This window comes from Mucilaginibacter sp. (assembly GCF_041660805.1).
In the GTDB taxonomy this organism is placed as follows: Bacteria; Bacteroidota; Bacteroidia; order Sphingobacteriales; family Sphingobacteriaceae; genus Mucilaginibacter.
This window is the reverse complement of the sequence record NZ_JBAZVP010000038.1, coordinates 1-18934: the sequence shown is the minus strand read 5'-3', so window position 1 is coordinate 18934 and position 18934 is coordinate 1. Positions and strand designations below refer to the sequence as shown.

Below are 18934 nucleotides of genomic sequence, written 5' to 3'. Positions count from 1 at the left end.
ACCGCTTCAAAACGGACAGGCGCTCCAATACCTGTCCGCTCATCAAACTTAATGTTATTGAAATTTAAAACCAGCTGCAATGCTGAAAATATTAGACTTTTGGCCAAGTTCAGAATTGAACTTACTTAATCCCAGGCTATATCGTGCATCCAGCGTCAGGGGGCCAATATCAACACCGGCATTAAGTACTCCGCCCGCAGTAAATTTTTTGTATTCAAACCCGGCCGGGGCAATCGGCTTTTTAAGATTATAGTACAGGTCAGGGCCGGCAGATACCCTGAAGTTGAATTCGGATGTGTTAACCAGTTTATAGCCAACCATTAACGGCAAGTTCAATTGCCTGAATTTCGCTTCATAGGAATTGGAGTTGAAACGATATTTATCACTAAAGGTGACATAGTTAAGTTCCGGCTGAAAGAAAAGGTCATTTCCTGCTCTGGCGAAAACGCCTGCGTTGAAGCCTATTTTGCCAGACTTATCAGTTACTGCGTTCAGGCCAGTCTTAAGTGTAGAGAAATTTACACCGGCTTTAATACCAAAATTAACTTCGGATGTTGACTGAGCTTTTACCGACGTAATGCCAAGCAAGGTAAATAATGTTGCCGAGGCAAATAATCGGATTACTTTCATGCGTTTTTTGTTTTTAATTGTTTTCATTGGATTTTTTGTGTTGCGATTATGTTATTTATGTAAGGATTGGAAAAGTGTGAAGGCTGCGACCGGGCCAATCTTTTGGTCTATCAACTAAAAGACAGATACCTGAATACCGGCGGTATAACCGATATAAAACCCATACAGATCACGCCCGTTATTTCTGGACCAGCTGGATATATATTTTTTGGTCATGTTTTTGCCGTCTTCGGTATCGGTATTAATATAATTGATGGATGGGCCTCCAAATATTTCTATACGGGGAGCTAGTTTTAGGGAAGGCATTAACCTAAGTGATGATTTAGAGTATTCGCCGCCTTTAAAGCTTAGTAAGCCACCACTAACCAATTCGGTATTTAAGCGAAATGATTTGATCTGTAACAGGTGAGCGCCCACGCCGGCTTCAAATGCATACTTATCCCGTTTGTTTTTAAAATTATAGCCGGTACCTATAATACCGTACAGTGTTTTCCCGCCTGAACGAAAGGTCAGCAAGGTGGTTTGATTTTCATCAATGGTAACGCCAATGGCCTTTTCGCCGTTTTTAGCAATATTAATAATGCCTATCTGCGATCCGGCACTGTCTGCCAAGTTTATAAACCCCAGTTGGACACCTTTTACTTTTTTAGCAATGTTCAGGAAACCTGCCACCTGGATACCTTTTACATCCCGGGCAATATTTGTAAAACCCGCTATTTGCATGGAGGAGATTTGACTGCCCTTGTTGAGGAATCCGGCGATCTGGGCACCGCTGCCATTTCGGCTAATGTTAGTGAAACCTGCAATGGCTACCGCTTTTCCTCCCGAATAAGTATTCATGAAACCAGCCACCAGTGTACCATTTGCATTTTTGCCGATATGATTGGAAAAGCCTGCTACCTGCAGGCCTTTTGCATCCTGGCGAATAATATTTGACACCCCGGCTATAGAAATGCCATCCTCCGCTGCAGAAACACCTGCAAGCAGGTTCAATGAAAAGCTATTGGTATCGCGTGGTGCATCTGTCCAATTGCTGCTAAGCGGGTAAACCAGGCCGATGTTAGCCCGGGAATGTTTTCTATCCTGTGCATAGCTATTTGTAATGCTTAAAGTGATTAAGGCATAGCAGGAAGTTTTGAAAAGAAAAGAAGTTATGTTCCCTTTTCGCGGTTGTAATTTCATAAAAGTCAATTTTTTGTATTTGCAGTTAGGACACACTGCAAAGGCTTTACCCTGACTCTTATGAAATATTTATTAAAGAAGCTGTTAGATGCGACAACTCCGGGAAGAATCGGCGTCCGGAAGTTTTGGAGATCACTTCATGAAGTCTTTGAAAAATCAATACGGCGCGGTTACGATCTCCCTCAGATTAAAGAATTAATCAGAGAGCATCAGGTGTTTATAATATCGCTGTGAACCATAAAGGTGCAAAAACATATGCTTTTGCACCTATTCCTATCTTTTAGATTGTGCGACTTCTAAACTTTTATATGTTAAAAGCAGTTTATTTTTGATAAACACGAACATAATCAACCAGATACTTCCGTGGAAAAGTAGTCGCGGATGGATCTCCGCCGTTATCCCCGCCAATAGCCAGGTTCAATAAAATATAATGGGGCTGCATAAATGGATTGAGTTTGCCGGGGTTTTCGTTTACCAAATCGGCCATTGCTACCTTGTTCAACAGGATATCATCCACATACAGGCTGATAGCGTTTTCATCCCAATCCATTCGCCACACATGAAATTTTTTAGCCCATGATGGATCTTTAAATGTTTCAATGGCCCGCGATGTAGTGAACCACCGGGCATTGTATGGCTTATCGGTTCCTTTGGCAATGTTGGCTAACAGGTTGCCTTTATAGTATTCCATGATGTCTATCTCGCCGCTTGATGGCCATTCCCCTTTTACGCCCAGGGTCCAGAAGGCCGGCCATAATCCCGGGTCAATCTCAATTTTAGCGCGCATTACAAAACGGCCATACTGCCAGGCCTGCTTGCCGGAAGTATTGATACTTGCCGATGTGTAGTTGATAAACTGGCGGTTAAACCTCCAGTTATCACTTCCCTGTTTATACCAGGGGTTACTTTTATGTTCTTTTTTGGCTTCAATAACCAGCATGCCTTTATGGCACTGTGCATTTTGCGGTTGGTACCATTGGTCTTCGTTGTTTCGGGTAAAGCCCTGTTCAAACTGCCAGTTAGTGGTATCAACCGATCCCTCAGTATTAAACTCATCGCTCCAAACCAGTTTATACTCATTGGTCTGGGCTATCCCGGTCATGTGAATGATAAGCGCTGCGGCTAAAAATATAATCTTTCTCATAGTTATCTTATTATATGGTGGCAACCGGGTTAACCAGCCGGCCCACACCCGGGCCGATAGCCGACCGGTATACTGTGGGCGGGTAGCCAATCAATTCGGTGTAATATGATGTCAGGTCGGCTTTATAACTGTCAAAACTATCCTCTTTTACCAGGGCTATTGCACAACCCCCAAAACCCGCACCGGTCATCCGCGCCCCAATAACGCCTTTGTAAAACCGGCTGTACTCGGCAATGGTATCCAGTTCAATCCCACTAACTTCGTAAAGCTCTTTTAACGACAGATGCGATCTATACATCAGTTCACCAAAGGCTTTTAGGTTATCTTGCTCAAGCAACAAGGCCGCAGCTTTTACACGGTCATTCTCTTCTACCACATACCTTGCTCGCTTCAATAAAACCTCGTCTTTAATGAGGTATTTATACTCCATTAAAGTTTCGGTATCTATATCGCACAATACGGTAATGGGTAACTGCTGTTGCAGATATTTTAAAGCTTGCCTGCATTGCGCTACCCGCTCGTTATACTTCGATTCGGCCACGTTTCCTGGTCTGTTGCTATTGATAATGGCCAGGCAGTATTCGCCCAGATTTAAAGGGACTGCCTGATAAGTAAAGGTATTACAATTTATAACAAGTGCCTTCTCACTTTCGCCGAAAGCTACCGAAAACTGGTCTATAAGGCCGCTGGTAACACCAATGTAATCATTCTCTACCTTCATCGTCATTTTAACCAGGGCAAGCTTTTCATAGCCTGCTTCAAGCAATTCATTAAATGCAAATGCCGTTACCATTTCAATTGATGCCGAGGATGAAAGTCCTACAGGCAGGTTGCCATAGTATAACAAATCATAGCCCTGCTGTAAAGCATTTCCATCGGCCGCTAAATAATGCAACACGCCCATCGGGGAACTAAACCACATCAAAGTATCCCTGTTTAAATGGCTATTGATTGCTACATCAACTTTGTTAGGAAAATTAAGACTGCGGAACCTGATAACGCCATCATTATTGGGGGCAACCAGCAGATATGTACCTAAGGTTATGGCACAGGGCATAACCAAACCGCCATTATAGTCGATATGCTCACCGAGCAGGTTAACGCGACCGGGGCAGAAATAAGTTAACGCAGATGGTTTGCCAAATAATTTTTCAAACTCCTCCTTTAAATGTTGTAAGTCGTCCATATATCTATTCCACACGTATTAATCAGCCTGTGTGCAGCAAAAATAGTTTTCGATGCCTTCAAGCTTTCTTAACTGGTGATCTCCCTTTTATTTTGATTTTAATATGTTTAAGATTGGTTCACTGATAACAGGCAAGGTTTGCTGATCATGTGTGAACAGTTATTATTTATTGTAATAATTTTTTCCCTTTGAGGCCATCTCCTCATAATATGCTTTGATTATGTAGAAAGCTTTTTTCTTATTGCCCTTATCATCATACAAACCTTTGCGGTTCCACCCTTCCTGATAAAGCGGGTTATTGCGTTTAGGTGATCTGAAATCGTTTAAAACCCAGGGCGAAACACCGGCAAAATTTGCGGGCATGCGTTTAAACATTGCTACCTGTTCTTTAAAATACCATTCCTGATATTCCTCGCCAAAGCGGGTCAGTGAGTCGGCATGGAAACCGCCTTTTGCACCGGCACCGGTCTCACTGATAAACATGGGTTTGTTGTAAGGAGTAGCCCAATTGGTTGTGCGGCATTTATCCGGCGAGCCACCATACCATCCCAGGTACTCGTTAAAGGCAATCAGGTCTACATACTGTCCCAGCGGGTCGTCAATAACGTTAACATCCTTGCCCGATGCATAATTAACTTCGAGCGCGGCAGAAACCAGCCGGGTTGGATCAAGGCTTTTGGCTTCGCTGATAAGGCTGCGCATAAAATTAGTGCGGGTTTCACTTACCGGTGTTTCATTTCCAACAGACCAAATGATGATACTGGCGCGGTTATGATCGCGCGTTATCATTTCTTTAAGCTGGGCTTTTGCTTTATTTAAAACATCGGTACTTGCAAAATTGATGGTCCAATACACCGGTATTTCTGACCATACCAATACCCCAACCGAATCGGCCAGGCGTGTGATGGCTTCATCATGAGGATAGTGGGCCAGGCGCACCATATTACTACCTAATTCTTTAGCCTGATTGATCAATTGCCGGGCATCTTCGGGACCGCTTGCGCGCCGTACCTGCTGCGGTATTTCGCCATGTATACATATTCCCCGCATAAAAAGAGGCTGGCCATTTAAAAGCAGTTGCTTACCTGACGCTTCAATAAGCCTAAAACCTATTTTATCTTCAACCTTGTCGGTAGCCGTTTCCACAACTACCCTATATAGTTTAGGGTTATCCGGCGACCATAGTTGAAGCTTAGGCGCCTTAAAACTGATCCGGGTTATACCGCCCGATACAGCAAATATCTTTTTTATCTTTAACTCAGGTATAGAAACGGTAATGTTGCCTGTTGCAGCAGCACCGCCAAATTTTATCCAGCCTTCAACTTCCCGGGTAGCCGCATTGATCTTTCCGGCTGGCTTTTTTAACTGAATAAAATAATCCTGCAAGTACGTTTGCGGCAGTTCAATTAGTTTTACATCCCGGGTTATGCCGCCGTAATTCCACCAATCGGTATTTAGGGTAGGTACATCGTCGGCATGCCTTTTATTATCAACCTTTACCACCAGGAAATTTTCGGTTTCTTTAAGCAGCGTCGGCGGTATCTCAAAATTAAAAGGCGTAAAACCTCCAATATGCGTACCTAACTTTTTGCCGTTCAGATAAACATCGGCCCTGTAATTTACAGCGCCAAAATAGATAAAGAAGCGACTCCCCTTGTTCGCGGGTTTGTAATCGAAAGATTTTTTATACCAGATGGTGCCTTCATAATATACAAATTCGGGTTTCTGATGGTTCCAGTCGCCCGGTACCTGCAGTGTATACTTGTCATTATAGCCGTGTTCCTTTTTTTCGGTTTTATTGGCTTGTTTATCAGTGTTCCAATAAGCGTCGGGGTTATTCTCCTTCAGCTCTTTATAACGATAGTCATAAAACCCTGTTTCGTAAGGATCAACAATATATTGCCAGGCTCCGTTTAAAGACATTGCCTTGCGCGAAAATACATTGGTTATTAGACTGTCCTGCGCGCTAAGCCTGCCGTAAAACGTTACCAGAAGGCACAACAACAGCCACTTTTTATTTGTTAAAATCATTTAAGCTCCATTTATCTTTCCACAAAATTTCAATGTCGTCACCTTTAAAGGTTACAGGCAACCACAGGTATCTGCCATCAATAGCGTTTTTTGGGCTCCATTTATCGGCCATAAATATGAAGGCGTCTTTTTTGCCATTTACAGGTAACACATAAGTGCTTTGGCCGCCAAACGTGATTTCGGCACCGGTTCCCTGGCAGGGATTGCCACGATATGTCCATGGGCCGAAGATAGATTTAGCCGAGAACCAGCGCGCCGGATTTGGATCCCACCCGGTAGTGCCCGAGCCAACCATGTAGTAAATGCCATTATGTTTAAAAATGGCGGGGGCCTCGGTAGACCGGCCGGGATAAACCCTTGCAAACTTGCCGGTGTGCCCTGTGTAATCGTCAGTGAGTTCGGCAATGTTAAGCGTAAAGTTTTCCTCGGCCGAAAATATGTGGTAGGCCTTGCCGTCGTCGTCAACAAACAAGTTCATGTCTCGCGCCATCTGGCCGCCAGGCAAGTCTCGGCAAAAGAATTTTTCGCTCTTATTTCTTTGATTTGCGCAATCAACCTTTTCATCTTCGGGAGTGCCGGGAGGGTAAAACGGCATGATGCCCGCATTTGGACGGTAGCTTTTGATGAACTTATACGGCCCGTTCACTTTGTCGCTAACAGCAAGGCCGGTACGCGCAGCCTTGTAACCCTGGCCACGCAGCTCCAGGTGAAACCACATCACGTATTTACGCGTCTTTTTATTATAGATCACTTTTGGCCTTTCAAGGATGCAGCCCTTGGCAATATCGCTGGTAGTATCTTCAGAAACGCTCAGGGCAATTCCCTCATCTTTCCAGTTGTACAGATCTTTTGACGAGTAGCAATGCACCCCTACCATTGCCTTATTGCCTGCCGGCCCTGCTATTTTATGTTCGCCAAACCAATAATAGCGCCCTTTGGCAAAAAGCAGCCCGCCGCCGTGGGCATTAATGTGTACACCATTATTATCGGGCCAGGTATCTCCGGGGGTAAATGCCTGCATTTTAGCCGCCTTTACCGTGGTATTCTGCCCAAAACCGTATACAGGCATCATTAACAATAGCAGTAAACCCAATTTAAACGAGGGTAAAAGTTTGGTATAGTTCATCTTTAGTATTTAATATCAATAGCGTGATCGGCGGGAACATCTTGCCCGCTCCAAATTTTAACCGATGTCCATGGCGCGGCCGGTGCGCTCCAGAAATCGTCAGTTTCCGGCAACCCCAGCGGAAGAAATATATCGTTGCAGATATATAAGCTGCCTGTGGTGATATAAAAATCGGCCACGCTGGGTTGCTTCCCGTATAAACCTATATTGAGCCAGCCATTGGTAAATGTGTTTGGCGCCCCAAGTGTTTTTTGTATGACTGCCGTAAGCGCCTCTCTTACCTGTGCCGGTATTAATGATGCAGGCAGTTGCTTGCGGTAGGCCACCTCAGAAAGGTGATGGAAAACGCCGCCGCGATAAACAATTGACCTGCCTATTGCCGGGTAGCTGCCGTCGGTGTTGATGAGCCGCTCCAGTATTTGAGCGTAACGTTGCCCTATCAGCCGCTGTTTTTGAAATTCATTTACGTACTTTTTTTTCTTTGTGCTAAACTCTTCCAGTATCAGGCTCAGATATGGCTGAATAACGATACTGTTATAATAATCAAAATGGAATTCCATTCCATCAGAGTACATGCCATCGCCTACGTACCAGTGTTTAGTAAACTCACGCACACCAAACTCAACCCGCAACGGATCGTAATTCAGATCATATTTCATAAAAAACGTCTCTATCATGCCCGAAAACAAGATCCAGTTGCTGTAAACAGGAATTGTAGGCCTGGTAGACTGCAGCGCTTCAACTAATTGCTTTTTTACATTCTCATCCAGATGTTCCCAAAGCCACGGGGCGCGTACAAGGGCAAGCGCCACAAATGATGCATCAACCAAAGGCTGGCCGCCCTGCCATTGCATATAATCTTTTGCATTAGGATTCACTGCGTTGGCTATTGCCTTTAGTGCCCACTCGCGGTATTGATTTCTAAGTTTCACTTCATCAGCATTGCCGCCCTCCAACTGTAGCCAGGGTGCCAGTCCGCTCAGTGTACGCCCAAAAGCTTCAAGGTATCCTGCCGAAGTACGCGATGTTTTATTGTCGATGTGATCAGAAAGCTCCATTGGCATTTTAGCCCTTAACTGGTCGGCCGCCAGGTTTTGCATTACGGGGCGCGATACTTTGTCCATATACTCCAGCCATAGTTTACGTGCGGGCTTTTGCGTTTTGGTACTTTGCGCAATACCCGTTGCTGATGCAAAAAGCAGCATGCAATATATCATAGCCTTAATAGTCATCCTTTTCATTTAATTCGTCCTTTTAGTTTTACAGGTCTTAGCTAAAAAAATTCTGTCCCATTTTTAAAACTTAGCAGTTTTATATCGTTTCAACGCTTCAATAAAATAATAATCGGCATAGGTTAGCGGTACATCAATTTCGGTTTTGCCGGGGATGCTACCAACGCTATGCTTTAAGATAAAACCGCCGTTTGTACCAACCGCTGCCAGGTATTGCGGCGACGAGAGATTTTTAATAATGGTTTCGGCAGTGGTATAATATTTTTTGGCCAATTGTTTATCAGAGTAATGGTAAAGCTCTAAAAGGGCCGATGCCATAACCGCCGCGGCTGATGCATCACGAAGAGCATTGGGCTTATTTGGCGCATCAAAGTCCCAGTAAGGTATCTTGTCGGCCGGCAGATATGGATTATCTAAAATAAACCGGGCTATATTTTGTGCCTGTTCAAGATATTTTTTATCCCGGGTTTCGCGATACATCACGGTATAACCGTAAAGTCCCCAGGCCTGCCCTCTTGCCCATGCAGATTCATCGGCAAAGCCTTGTGCCGTTTTCTTTTGCTGCACAGCACCGGTTGCAGCGTTATAATTTAGCACATGATAAGAACTGTAATTACTCCTGAAATGGTTTTTCATGGTGGTGTTAGCATGGGTAACGGCCACTTTATAATAGCTGGAATCGCCGGTTTGCTTTGTTGCCCAAAACAATAGTTCCAGGTTCATCATATTATCGATGATCACCAGGTAATCGTTAGGTTTTGAATCCCATGATTTTATACAGCCTACCTTTGGGTCAAACCGGCTCATCAGTGATTTGGCGCTGTTAATCAAAATAGTTTCAGTAGCCGCGCCAGGTTCCAGCTTTTCGAGATTGCCGAAGCTGCAGTACATCATAAAACCCAGATCATGCGTGGTTTTATTGTATTGTTCTTTCGCCAGCACTTTCATTATTCTTTCCGATTCATTCAGCAAGGTTTGCTCTTTCGACTGCTCAAAAAGATAGATAAGCGTACCGGGATAAAAACCACTGCACCACCATCCCGAACCGCTATTCTCAGCTTTATCACTTGCAGGAAAATAGGTTTTTGGGAAATCTTGGGGACCAAGGCGTTTCATCATTAGCTTATATTGCTCAATGCCAACTTTGTAGTCCTTATCAATAAGTTTCAAAACATCTTTGCGTTGGGGGTATTTACCTTTTTGCGCCAGTGTAACAGGGCCAAAAAACAGTAAAAGCACAGAAGAGAAAATGAGTGTTTTTATTTTCAACATATTAGTATTGGTTAATTATTGCCTGGCACCCATTTGAGCACCTGTACTGAACTTTGTTTTACTGATGACATTCCTTCGCCATCAACCTGTTCAACATTCTGGATAAGCAGGTTAAGCACTTTTTTATCGGCCCATAAGCCTGTATCGTAAGTGGGTTCCCAGGAGCCCACGCTTGATGAGAGCAGATCTTCAATCTCCCAACTATCGTTGGTTAAATTTTTATTCAAAGCCATCGAAACTTTATTGCCCCGCTCCAGGTCTCGAAAAATGAGCGCAGCATGGATCTTTTTACCTTTATTCCAAACCAGTATTTGCGGCCGGGATGCCGGGATGCTTTTTGTGCCAACCCCGCTCAGGCTGAAAGCCAGTTTACGGCTGTTTAAACTCTGCACTTGCCAGTTACCGCCCGTTTTATAAACCAAATGATACTGCGGGATGGTTGATGAACTATCGCGCCAATAGGTAGCAATGTAAGGCCTTCCCTGGTTATCGGTGGTCATGGATGTTTGGTTGATGAGTTCGCTGTTTTGCGGTATGTGCAATGCATACTCTGCTTTTGATTCGGTTATAGGCAACTGATAACTTTCTCCGGTGGATTTTTGCCAGGTTACCCCTCCGTCGGCAGAGCGGGCATAGCACAGGTCATGATTACTCGCAACATTAGGCGACTCGCGCCAAACCCAGGAGATGTTTATCACTCCTTTTTTATCTATACACAATTGCCAGTATGCATTACGACGGCCTTCGCCGTCAATCAGGTTACTCAGCACCCGCTTCCATTTTTTTTGAGAGGCGCTATACTTGTTCAACACTAAATTTCCGTTACCTGATTTTCCGTCACGATAAAAAAACAGTAAATCGCCACCGGGCAATCTGTAAAATTCAGGGTAGGTAACCCGTTCCTCATTTTTATCGAGCATGGGCATTTTTTCTGTCAGCTGTAAACTGCCGGGCATAACTGATCGCGCATAATTCAATGGCTGGTTATGTAATCCCCAGGCAACATGCAAATAGCCCTGCCCGTCGCACATGATGCTGATGCTTTTGTGTGCATCAGTTGCATCACCTTTATAAGATGTTTTAACCACTTGCCAGCGCGTGGCGTTAACGGCCCTTTTTGCCAAAACCATTACCTGATTTTGGTCGTAATATGCAGTAAATTGGGTGTCTTTAAATGTAACGAGTGAGTTTTTACGAAATATTACAACGTTTACAGAATTACCGGCCCAACCGTCGTTAGCTACGGTGGTTAACTGTGCGTTAGCGCTTGCAGACAGCATTAACAAAACAGGTAAAAGATATTTAGCAATAACGCTCTTTATTTTCAATGACATTATAACAAATTTAAAAGTAAGCGGCAGTAAAAACTGCCGCTCATCAATCAATTATAAATTAACTACTCATACTCCATTAAAAAAGTACTAATAACCCGGGTTTTGCTCAATCACCGCATCCTTGTTAAGCTGGATCTCGCCCAGCGGAATTGGCAGTAAAAGGTTTTTAGCAGATAAACCGGTTATTGGTTTAGCCGGGTCATTTGAGTTAAGGCGCAAAGCACGCTCAACCAAAGTACCTGTACGCATCAACGTCATGCGGCGGTTTTCTTCACCAACCAGTTCACGTGCGCGCTCATCCAGAATGAAATTCAGATCCATTTGAGATGCGGTAACCTGGTTGGCCTGTGCCCTGGTTCGCAAAGCATTAATCGAAGCTGCGGCCTCGGCTGTCTTACCCTGTTTTAACTGGGCTTCTGCAAGCAATAAATAAGTTTCACCTAAACGCATAAGAATGAAATCCTTGATCATGGCATAACCGAAGGTATCATTAGGGTCGAAAGCACCCCATTTAGTTATACTTGGGCAAATTTTGAACAAGGTATCAGGCCCCGTAAACGGGATCTGTTTACCGTAAATGTTTTTATATGCCGGAGCCGGATCATTGTAATAATAGCGCCTGCGAATATTATATTGTGAATTACGAACATCTGTACCTTTAAATAAGCCATACAGTACCCAGTTGCTCAAGCGTAAACGGGCAATACCGCGGCCACCCAATGAATCGACGATGGCCATACCTGCCACGTTGTAATAAGCAGCGCCCCATACGCGGCGTTGCTGCGGGTTATCAGTAATACCACCTACAACGGAAGTAGGGTTTTCTTGTTCAAGCACCCAGATAGCTTCAGTATTCCCTTGTGAACGGCGTTGATTACCATATTGGAACATATCTGAATAATAATCGCCCGGAAGGCTTGATTTAACGCCATAACGCGCTTTTATAAGGCTGAATTTACCACTGCTGATAATACTCTGCGCTGCTTGTTCGGCCAGGTCATTCTTATTCATTCGCAGGTAAACCTCTGCCAGTAACTGCAGAGCCATATATTTATTTGCCCTGCCAAAAAGCTTACCTTTTGAGTTAGATTTTACAGCATCAATATCGGGCAGGCTTGCAGCAGCAAATACAAGATCAGCTACTATGAAATTGTTTACATCTGCAATAGGGGCACGTTTAAAGTCGGTTTTTGGCCCGGTTAAAGCGTGCTCTATTAACGGTACGCCACCAAAAAGAGTAGCCAGGTTGTTATAGGCATAAGCCCTGAAAAAACGAGCCTCGGCACTTACCGCTTTTTTACCATTAGCGCTAAGACTTGTATTTGAGGGGTTTTCAACACCATCAATAATCGTATTGGTTAAATTCACCAGGATATAGTCCCGGTTCCACATACGTGCTGCAGCACCATCTGTAGGTGTTAATGATGCATAATTGTAATAAGGTACTTCAACACCTTGCTGATTTGCCGTAGCATTGGCAATATCGGTACCAACTGCCCATACGCTCGGCCAGCCTTGCTGATCGGCCCAGGAAAAGATGGTACTAACGTGATTGTACACCCCCACCAATGATGCTTCAAAACCGAGGGAGTCGGCAACGGTTAGCGGTGTGTAGGCCGAGAAAGGCTTTTCATCGAGGAATGACTTTTTACAAGAAGTAATCATTAAGAACATGGCTGATATGCCAGCCACAATAGCTATATATTTTTTCATATCTATCTTATTAAATTTTAACGTAATGAAACATTTACACCTAAAATAAATGTGCGTGTAAGCGGATAATTGTTTGTCCAGTCTCCGGAACCACGTGTTGAATAATTATTCTCAGGATCCCATCCTATCCAGTTGGTGAAGGTGTGCAAATTACGCCCGCTTGCATAAATCGTCATACTGCCAAGATTTAGTTTTTCAAGAACAGACGGACCAAAAACGTAGCTTAAAGTAACGTCTTTTATACGCGTGTAACTTGCATCAGATGCATAACCATACCCCCTTGTGTTGTTGTAAGATAGGGCAGGCCTGGTGTTATTTCCGTTGGTTGGAGTCCAGTAACTTACTGCCACCGGCGTGTTTCTACGGCCTGTTTCATCACCATAGTTTAAGTCAGGGTTGTTTTTAAGCATTCCCTGCGCAGTTTGGATAAACACATTCAGGTTAAAGTTTTTGTAGTGGAAGGTGTTGGTTAAACCACCGGTCCATTTAGGTGTTGACTGGCCAAGTATGGTCCTGTCTCCATCTGCGGTGATCTTACCATCGCCGTTCAGATCAGCAAACTTCAGGTCACCAGGTTTTGCGCCAGGGTCTTGCGTTGAAGCATCCTGGCCTGTTTGCCAAATACCGGTCATTTTATAATCGTATACAACGCCGATAGGTTTGCCGATGAACCACCTGTTACCCAGGTCATCTTTACCATCTCCATATAGATCAACTATCTTGTTTTTATTGGCAGAAAAAACTACAGCTGTTTCCCATTTAAAATCCCTGCCCTGGATATTACGTGTGTTTATAGTAACCTCGATACCTCTATTTGATGTACGGCCTATGTTTTCAAGCACATTGTTGTAACCTGTGATGATAGGTAGGCTTCTTGATAATAAAAGGCCGTTGGTTTTATTCTGATAAGCATCAACTGTACCGGCAATACGGCCCTTGAACAACGAAAAATCGACACCTAAGTTAGCTGTTTTTGTGTTTTCCCACTTAAGGTTGCTGTTGCCAAGGTTGGTTGGCAATACGCCTATAGTACTGATACCATTAAATGGCGAACGGGCAGTACCATCAGTAGTTATTGTACGATAAACTGATACCGCCTCATTACCTGTTTGCCCGTAAGAAGCTCTCAGTTTAAGGTTGTCAACGATCTTTGAATCCTTCAGGAACGATTCGTTACCGATGTTCCAGCCTAACGCCGCCGAAGGGAAAACACCATATTTATCAGTATTAGCACCAAACACTGATGATCCGTCACGACGGGCAGTTAAGGTTAAAAGATACCGGCTATCATATGAATAGTTGATACGTGCCATTTGCGAGTTTATGCCATACCTGTCGCGATATGATGCGCTTGTTTGTGTAGCACCGGCACCTAAGTTGTATGGCCCCAATTCATCGTTAACAAAGCCTACTGCACCTGCGGTAGTTGAAAAGTATTTACGTTCCTGCGAACTGTAAAGGCCTGTAAAATCAAAATGGTGTTTGTTAATATCCCTGGCATATGTTAAAATATTCTCAAGTGTATAGCTGTTTGTGTTAGCTGCAAAATTACTTGCAGTACCATTCAAGTCATTAGCAATCCGCCCGGTGTAGCTGGCGCTGCGTTCAGGGAAAAAGGTGTACCCTGCATTTAAACGATATTTTAATCCTGATAAAACACCCGGAAACTTGATCTCTGCATATCCGTTACCATTAATATTAGTGCTCCGTGAAAGTCTTGTTGTGTTAAGGCCCAGCAATGGGTTAACGTACAACTGTTCCGGATTCATTGGATATATGGCATAGGTGCCATCGGCATTGTAAAGGTTGCCATACGGGCTCATAGCTGTGGCCAGCAAAAGGTTAGCCCTGCCACCATCGTAATTATTACTTGTTATAAAAGTAGATGTACCAATAGTAAGGAAACTGGTTACATTGATATCTAAGTTTGAACGCAGCGATATACGTTTATAATTGTAGCCTTTGATAGTACCTTTCTGATTAAGATAATCGCCCGAGATAAAGTACCTTACATCTGGAGAACCGCCGCTGATACTTAAGTTATGATCTTGTATAACGCCTTGTTGTGTTGTCTCTTTTATCCAGTTGGTTGTTTTGCCGGCGTTGTAGTTTGCCAGTTCTCCAAAGTTTGGAACAGGGTTGGTTTGTTTCTGGCCTGTTTGTGAAAGCCAGTCTGCATATTTTTGAACATACTCAGCTCCCGACCTTGGTTGTAAAATATTTGCCAGGTCTTCAACACCAGCGTATCCATTATATCTGATCACCGGCTTACCAACAGTACCGCGTTTAGTTGTTATCAAAATAACACCATTAGATCCGTTAGTACCGTAAATAGCCGTTGCAGATGCATCTTTCAACACCTCAACCGATAAAATATCGTTGGGGTTGATGTCATTTAAAGACCCACCTGTTTTGCTTAAGGGGATACCATCAACAACTACGTAAGGGCCTGATGTTGCAGTGATGGAATTTTGCCCACGTATTAACGCGGCCGGCTGGCTGCCCGGAACGCTTGATGTGGTGGTTACACTTACACCCGCAACAGAACCTTCAATAGCCTGCAAAACGTTAGTTACCGGTAGTTGGGATAAACGTTGTTTAGGAACAGAAGTAACGGAACCTGTTACGTCTGATTTTTTTTGCGTGCCATAACCAACCACAATAACCTCAGCAAGATCGCGCCCGCTTTGGCTTAATGTAATTTTCAGGTTGTCAGTTGCACTGGTAACCACAACGCTTTTAGGCGCCATACCCAAAAAGGATATGTTTAATGTTGATGGCCTGGTAAGGGTGATGGAGAATTTTCCGTCTCCGGCTGCCACGGTACCAAGGGATGTGCCGGCAACGCCAACACTTGCGCCGGGCACCGTATTGCCTTTTTCATCAACAACAATACCGCGGACGGTAAAAGGTTGGGTGGTCTGCGCGTAACCCGCCATGCCAATCCCCATGATAAGGGCGCAAAGCGTAAATGTTAGGCGAAGTAGTTTGGTAATTGTTTTTCTCATATTGTCTTATTTGGTTTAAAAGTTTGGCTGGTTAATTAGCTGGTAACAATTGTCCATATAAGGCTGCAAAGCCTATCAAATGGAGCTGACAACAATAAAATTTATTAAGTAGTTTATAATTAAATGAGGGATTAATTGTGAATCCGACATTTATTGGTTAAGACGAAATACGGGGTAAATTTTTAGAAGTATAAGGGGTAAAACTGTAAATTTAAGGGGGGTAAAATCAAGTTAAGTGTTTTTTTGACAATTAATACCCATAAATTTATTTGAACGATTGTTCGATAGTAAAGTTTTTATTAAAAGCATTGCGGTGCTGTTTTATAAAATCGGAAGGTTTTACGCCAAACAGTTTGATAAACTGTTCTCTAAAATATTTAATGTCGTTGAAACCAGCATTAAGGGCAGCCTCATTAACATTACAATTGGTATTGATCATCATTTCCGCAGCTTTGCGCAGGCGCACAAAACGTACAAAGTTATTTACCGATTGCCCGGTAATGGCTTTAAGCTTTTTAAACAAACTGGAGTAGCTCATGCCCAATTCGTCGGCAATTGTCTTTACGTCAAAATCAGGTTCTATAATTTTATTCTCGATGACGGATACACACTTATATAAAAACTCCTTATAGTCTTCAGAGATATTGCGGGTATTTAATTTAAGTGTTACCTCGTTATAAAAATAGTTTTGCAGCTCCTTACGGTCCCTTAAAATTCCTCGTACCCGAGCCATAAGGATGTCTTTTTCGAAGGGCTTGTTAACAAAATCAACCGCGCCAACTTCAATACTTTTTAACCTGATGTCCGAGTCAGCTTCGCCGGTAAGCAGTATTACCGGTATATGATTTAAAGAGGTATCCTTTTTAATGATGTCGCAAAACTCAATTCCGGATATTCCCCCCATTTTCACATCGCAGATGATCAGATCAGGAATGTGCTTCCTGGTAATGCTCAAACCTTCCTCACCGTTTGAGGCTTCGATCATCCTAAATTCGTCTTTAAATATTTTTTTGATGTAACTCCTCAAATTCTCGTTATCGTCGATAACCAAAATGGTCTGGCGTTCAGAAATAAGCAAAGGTAACTGTTCATAATGCTCTTCGGCCATCTCTGAAGACTCTATTTCTTCAACCATTTCGTTGATAAGCTGGTTATCTGATAGTATTGAAGGCTGGTCGTCATCATCATTCATTACCGGGTTGTGCGGTATCTCAACTACAAAGGTTGTACCCTGCAGGTTGTTGGGGAAATACGATATGCTTCCGCCATGCTTCTCTATAAAGTTTTTGGTTAAATATAACCCTATCCCAAAACCGGTTTTTAAAGATGTGTTGTCTTTTACCTGGTAGAATTTATCAAACAACCTGTCACCTATTTCTTCTTTAACACCGCAGCCACTGTCTTCTATTTTAACCGATAGTTTGCCATTTACTGCGCCAACCACAATATTTATAGTGCCACCTACGGGGGTGAATTTTATAGCATTGGCTATTAAGTTAAAGATGGCTATCTCCAGTTTCTCTTTATCAGCGGCTACTGTCAATTGCTGGTCGTCATCATAATAATTGTAATTTATGCTTTTCACCTTAGCCTGATAAGAAAAGCAGTTAAAAGTATCCCGGCAAATTTTAGCAAAGTCGCACTTAACAATGTGAAGTGTATCGTTCTCGCTTTCTGTTTTTCTGAAAAGCAGTAGCTGATCTACCAGGCCCAACAGCCTCCTTGCGTTACGATAAATGGTGTTCAATTCGTCGCGCGTATCTGCTGAATTGGTTTTTAACAGATCTTTTATAGGGTTAATGATAAGGGTAAGCGGCGTACGAAACTCGTGCGAGATATTGGTAAAAAAAGATAGCTTCTTTTCATTTAACTCTTTCTCGCGCTCCACATTTAAATTAGCTAAAGTAACTTCATACTTCAACCCCGCCTGCCTTATACGGTACATCCGAATAAGATATATGACCAACGAGATAAATAAGAAGTACAATAAATATGCCCACCAGGTTCGGTACCATGGCGGCATCACGATTATTTGAAGGCTTATCTCGCTACTTAAAGCCGGATTAGTCCGGTTCTGTGCCCTTATCCGAAGTTTATAGGTTCCTTCGTTAAGCCTGGTATAATAAGCTGTTTTTAGCTTCCCTACATTGTTCCAGCCATGATCCCAGCCCTCAAGGTAATAAGCGTAATTAATTTTTTCAGCAAATGAATATTCGGGCACGGTGTAACTGATGGCAATAGTGGCATCGTTATAAGGCACCAACAGCTTGGCCATATCAATAATTCCCTTGTAATCAGTAAGCTTGCTTGCGCCCAGTAACTGCTTGTTGTTTACCTGAAGGCCAACGATTTTAAGGTTTGGTTTTGACTGATACTGATTGATACTATCCGGATGAAAAACATTGAAACCGTTTATTCCCCCGAAAACCAGTTCGCCGCTTCGTAACTTCAGGGCCGCGTTAAAATTGAACTGGTTACTCTGTAAACCATCAGATACATCATAATTTTTAAAAGTATTTGATCGTACATTATACTCAGCCAGGCCGTTATAGGTACTTGCCCAAAGCCTGTCCTTGCCGTCCATAAGTACATTAAGTACCGAATTACTTGGCAATCCGTTTGCCTGGGTGTACCTTACAAGTTTATCTGTGGCTTTAATATATTTTAGTAAGCCGCCGCCCTCTGTGCCAAGCCATAAGTTGTGCCACCGGTCCTCTGTAATGGAACGTACCGCATTCCTGACCGAAAGGTATTGGTGCCGCTTTCCAGAACGGTCTATCCTTATCAAATTGGAATAATCTCCGGCCCAAAGATCGCCTCCCGAATCTTCGAACAAGGCATGTATATTTATAAGCCTTTCGTCAAACAGTTCAAACTTGTTTTGGGCGCTGTTAAATTTGTATAATGCACCACCACGCGTGCTGCCCGCCCACAGGTTATTTTTGCGGTCAACATACAGTTTCCAAAGGTTCTTATCCTCTGTGCCGGTTGCGGTGTTGAAACATTTGTAATGAATAAACTTACCTGTTTGATCGTCAAACTGATCGATACCACCATTAAACGTGGCAACCCAAAT

12 protein-coding genes are annotated in these 18934 nt (G+C 43.3%); all 12 read right to left on the bottom strand.

The features are described 5' to 3' along the window. Positions 1-54: 54 nt before the first annotated feature. The gene (locus tag WC743_RS25475) at positions 55-630 is read right to left on the bottom strand and encodes a porin family protein (RefSeq protein WP_373016374.1); all 576 of its coding nucleotides are present in this window, start codon (positions 628-630) and stop codon (positions 55-57) included. A gap of 114 nt (positions 631-744) precedes the next feature. Continuing rightward, positions 745-1812, bottom strand: a complete 1068-nt coding sequence (locus WC743_RS25470) for a hypothetical protein (RefSeq protein WP_373016373.1) — start codon at positions 1810-1812, stop codon at positions 745-747. Between the two features lie 322 nt (positions 1813-2134). Continuing rightward, on the bottom strand, positions 2135-2956 hold the full coding sequence (locus tag WC743_RS25465) for a family 16 glycosylhydrolase (RefSeq protein WP_373016372.1): 822 nt from the start codon (positions 2954-2956) through the stop codon (positions 2135-2137). A gap of 10 nt (positions 2957-2966) precedes the next feature. Further along, positions 2967-4142: a galactokinase gene (locus WC743_RS25460; RefSeq protein ID WP_373016371.1), complete on the bottom strand. Its 1176-nt coding sequence runs from the start codon at positions 4140-4142 to the stop codon at positions 2967-2969. Between the two features lie 162 nt (positions 4143-4304). Further along, positions 4305-6173, bottom strand: coding sequence for a glycoside hydrolase family 2 protein (locus tag WC743_RS25455; RefSeq protein WP_373016370.1), 1869 nt, complete (start codon positions 6171-6173; stop codon positions 4305-4307). Next, entirely contained in the window at positions 6157-7299 is a 1143-nt protein-coding gene (locus tag WC743_RS25450) for a glycoside hydrolase family 43 protein (RefSeq protein WP_373016369.1), read from the bottom strand. The genes WC743_RS25455 and WC743_RS25450 overlap by 17 nt, the downstream gene beginning before the upstream one ends. Positions 7300-7301: 2 nt before the next feature. Next, positions 7302-8540 carry a DUF2264 domain-containing protein gene (locus tag WC743_RS25445; protein ID WP_373016368.1) on the bottom strand — a complete coding sequence of 413 codons (1239 nt, stop codon included), beginning with the start codon at positions 8538-8540 and terminating at the stop codon, positions 7302-7304. Positions 8541-8594: 54 nt separating this feature from the next. Further along, entirely contained in the window at positions 8595-9803 is a 1209-nt protein-coding gene (locus tag WC743_RS25440) for a glucuronyl hydrolase (RefSeq protein ID WP_373016367.1), read from the bottom strand. Positions 9804-9814: 11 nt separating this feature from the next. Continuing rightward, positions 9815-11137 carry a BNR repeat-containing protein gene (locus tag WC743_RS25435; protein ID WP_373016366.1) on the bottom strand — a complete coding sequence of 441 codons (1323 nt, stop codon included), beginning with the start codon at positions 11135-11137 and terminating at the stop codon, positions 9815-9817. 87 nt (positions 11138-11224) lie between these two features. After that, positions 11225-12850, bottom strand: coding sequence for a RagB/SusD family nutrient uptake outer membrane protein (locus WC743_RS25430; protein WP_373016365.1), 1626 nt, complete (start codon positions 12848-12850; stop codon positions 11225-11227). A 17-nt stretch (positions 12851-12867) separates the two neighbouring features. Further along, on the bottom strand, positions 12868-15858 hold the full coding sequence (locus tag WC743_RS25425) for a SusC/RagA family TonB-linked outer membrane protein (protein WP_373016364.1): 2991 nt from the start codon (positions 15856-15858) through the stop codon (positions 12868-12870). A 265-nt stretch (positions 15859-16123) separates the two neighbouring features. Further along, a partial coding sequence (locus WC743_RS25420; protein WP_373016363.1) for a response regulator occupies positions 16124-18934 on the bottom strand: 2811 nt, incomplete at its 5' end.

Bases quoted from the DNA above. Each gene is read 5' to 3' on its own strand.
- WC743_RS25475 (WP_373016374.1), bottom strand. From the start codon at position 630: ATGAAAGTAATCCGATTATTTGCCTCGGCAACATTATTTACCTTGCTT.
- WC743_RS25470 (WP_373016373.1), bottom strand. From the start codon at position 1,812: ATGAAATTACAACCGCGAAAAGGGAACATAACTTCTTTTCTTTTCAAA.
- WC743_RS25465 (WP_373016372.1), bottom strand. From the start codon at position 2,956: ATGAGAAAGATTATATTTTTAGCCGCAGCGCTTATCATTCACATGACC.
- WC743_RS25460 (WP_373016371.1), bottom strand. From the start codon at position 4,142: ATGGACGACTTACAACATTTAAAGGAGGAGTTTGAAAAATTATTTGGC.
- WC743_RS25455 (WP_373016370.1), bottom strand. From the start codon at position 6,173: ATGATTTTAACAAATAAAAAGTGGCTGTTGTTGTGCCTTCTGGTAACG.
- WC743_RS25450 (WP_373016369.1), bottom strand. From the start codon at position 7,299: ATGAACTATACCAAACTTTTACCCTCGTTTAAATTGGGTTTACTGCTA.
- WC743_RS25445 (WP_373016368.1), bottom strand. From the start codon at position 8,540: ATGAAAAGGATGACTATTAAGGCTATGATATATTGCATGCTGCTTTTT.
- WC743_RS25440 (WP_373016367.1), bottom strand. From the start codon at position 9,803: ATGTTGAAAATAAAAACACTCATTTTCTCTTCTGTGCTTTTACTGTTT.
- WC743_RS25435 (WP_373016366.1), bottom strand. From the start codon at position 11,137: ATGTCATTGAAAATAAAGAGCGTTATTGCTAAATATCTTTTACCTGTT.
- WC743_RS25430 (WP_373016365.1), bottom strand. From the start codon at position 12,850: ATGAAAAAATATATAGCTATTGTGGCTGGCATATCAGCCATGTTCTTA.
- WC743_RS25425 (WP_373016364.1), bottom strand. From the start codon at position 15,858: ATGAGAAAAACAATTACCAAACTACTTCGCCTAACATTTACGCTTTGC.